At 23.6% G+C, this 1,389-nt stretch carries 2 protein-coding genes; both read left to right on the top strand.

The window, feature by feature from the left end:
* The coding region (locus ACYVBS_RS14580) for a hypothetical protein (RefSeq protein ID WP_460824492.1) at window positions 1-229 on the top strand (229 nt) is incomplete at its 5' end.
* A 299-nt stretch (window positions 230-528) separates the two neighbouring features.
* A complete protein-coding gene (locus tag ACYVBS_RS14575; protein WP_460824490.1) occupies window positions 529-1,029 on the top strand; it encodes a hypothetical protein in 501 nt (166 codons plus the stop codon).
* Window positions 1,030-1,389 lie beyond the last annotated feature (360 nt).

Below are 1,389 nucleotides of genomic sequence, written 5' to 3'. Positions count from 1 at the left end.
TGCTAATTTTTTAGTTTTAATGATATTAGGTGCTAAACATGTAGAAGATCCTTTTATTATATTTGGACAAATATCAACTACACTTTATTTTAGTTACTTTATTATTATTACACCATTATTTAGTATATTAGATAATATTTTATTTGATATAGGTACTAAAAAAAATAATGAGATAGTTACTAAATATAATAATATAGTATTAAAAAAAGAAATCCTTTTTCAAGAATAAAAATTGGTATTTCCAGAGGTTTAGATAAATCTTTCTATTCCGTTTTTTCTAAAGAATTCGCTGAATTTAATAGTAATATTATTAAATATACTAGTATATTTATATTTATTTCAACACCAGTTTCTGTATTTTTTAATAGTAATTTTTATAAATATTCGTTTTCATTAGTATTAATTTATTTTTTTATACTTTTTTCTTATGCTATATGAAATATTCTTAAAAGTTGTTATAATAAAGAATTACTAATTAGAAATTCACCTTTAGATAAGTTAGCTAGTTTATTATCACATGCAACAGCTGTGACTGTAACAACTGGTTATGCATTGTTTTCTTTTAATTGTTTGCATATGCTTATGATTCTTGATATTTTTATGTATTCAAAATATGGTATGAGTAATGTACCCTCATTGTTAGCTAATTATACTAAAGAATTCGAGAATATATTAGAATATCCTGATTTTCAACTTGCATGTAATGAATATATTAAATGTCAATTAAATAGCTATAAATATCTAATAGATCTATATCCGAGTACTTTTAATGGTACGGTAAGTATATCACCTGAAACTTCTTTAGATTTAGTAAGAAGATATGATATTATATGTAATACACATAAAGTAGCTGAAGATTTTACTGGTGTTTTTTTAAATAAATTTGAGAAATCATTAACAGAAAAAGAGAAAGAATTCTTACTTCAATGTACAGACAGAATATTAATGCATAAATATGAAATATTTTATGAATTAAGAGATAAGCATGCGTTAGAATGTATTAGAGATGGTGTAGAAATGCAATATTGAAATTTTTATGATACTAGTATAACATTAGCATTTAATAATTTAGAAATACCAATTCCTTTTAGAGAAAAGCCTTGATTACTTCTTGTAACAAATGCTGATTTTGTTTTAGATCCAGAGGGTGGTGTCGCTCATCGTAATAGTTTTAATATTAGAACATTAGATATACATACAAAACGTATGGAAAATTGAGATATAGAACGTAGAAAACCTGTGGTTACACAATTAAGGTTGAATGGTAAATTATATAAAAGTATAGATGGAAAAACTTTTGTTGATGAAAATATGATGATGTATCCAAAGATACCTCAATTTCCAGTTGTTAATAGTATAGAAAATAATCCTATAAGAAGAATGTTAGAT

This window comes from Lysobacter olei (assembly GCF_054777355.1).
Note: the sequence above shows the minus strand (reverse complement) of the source record. Positions and strands in the feature narration are given on the sequence as shown.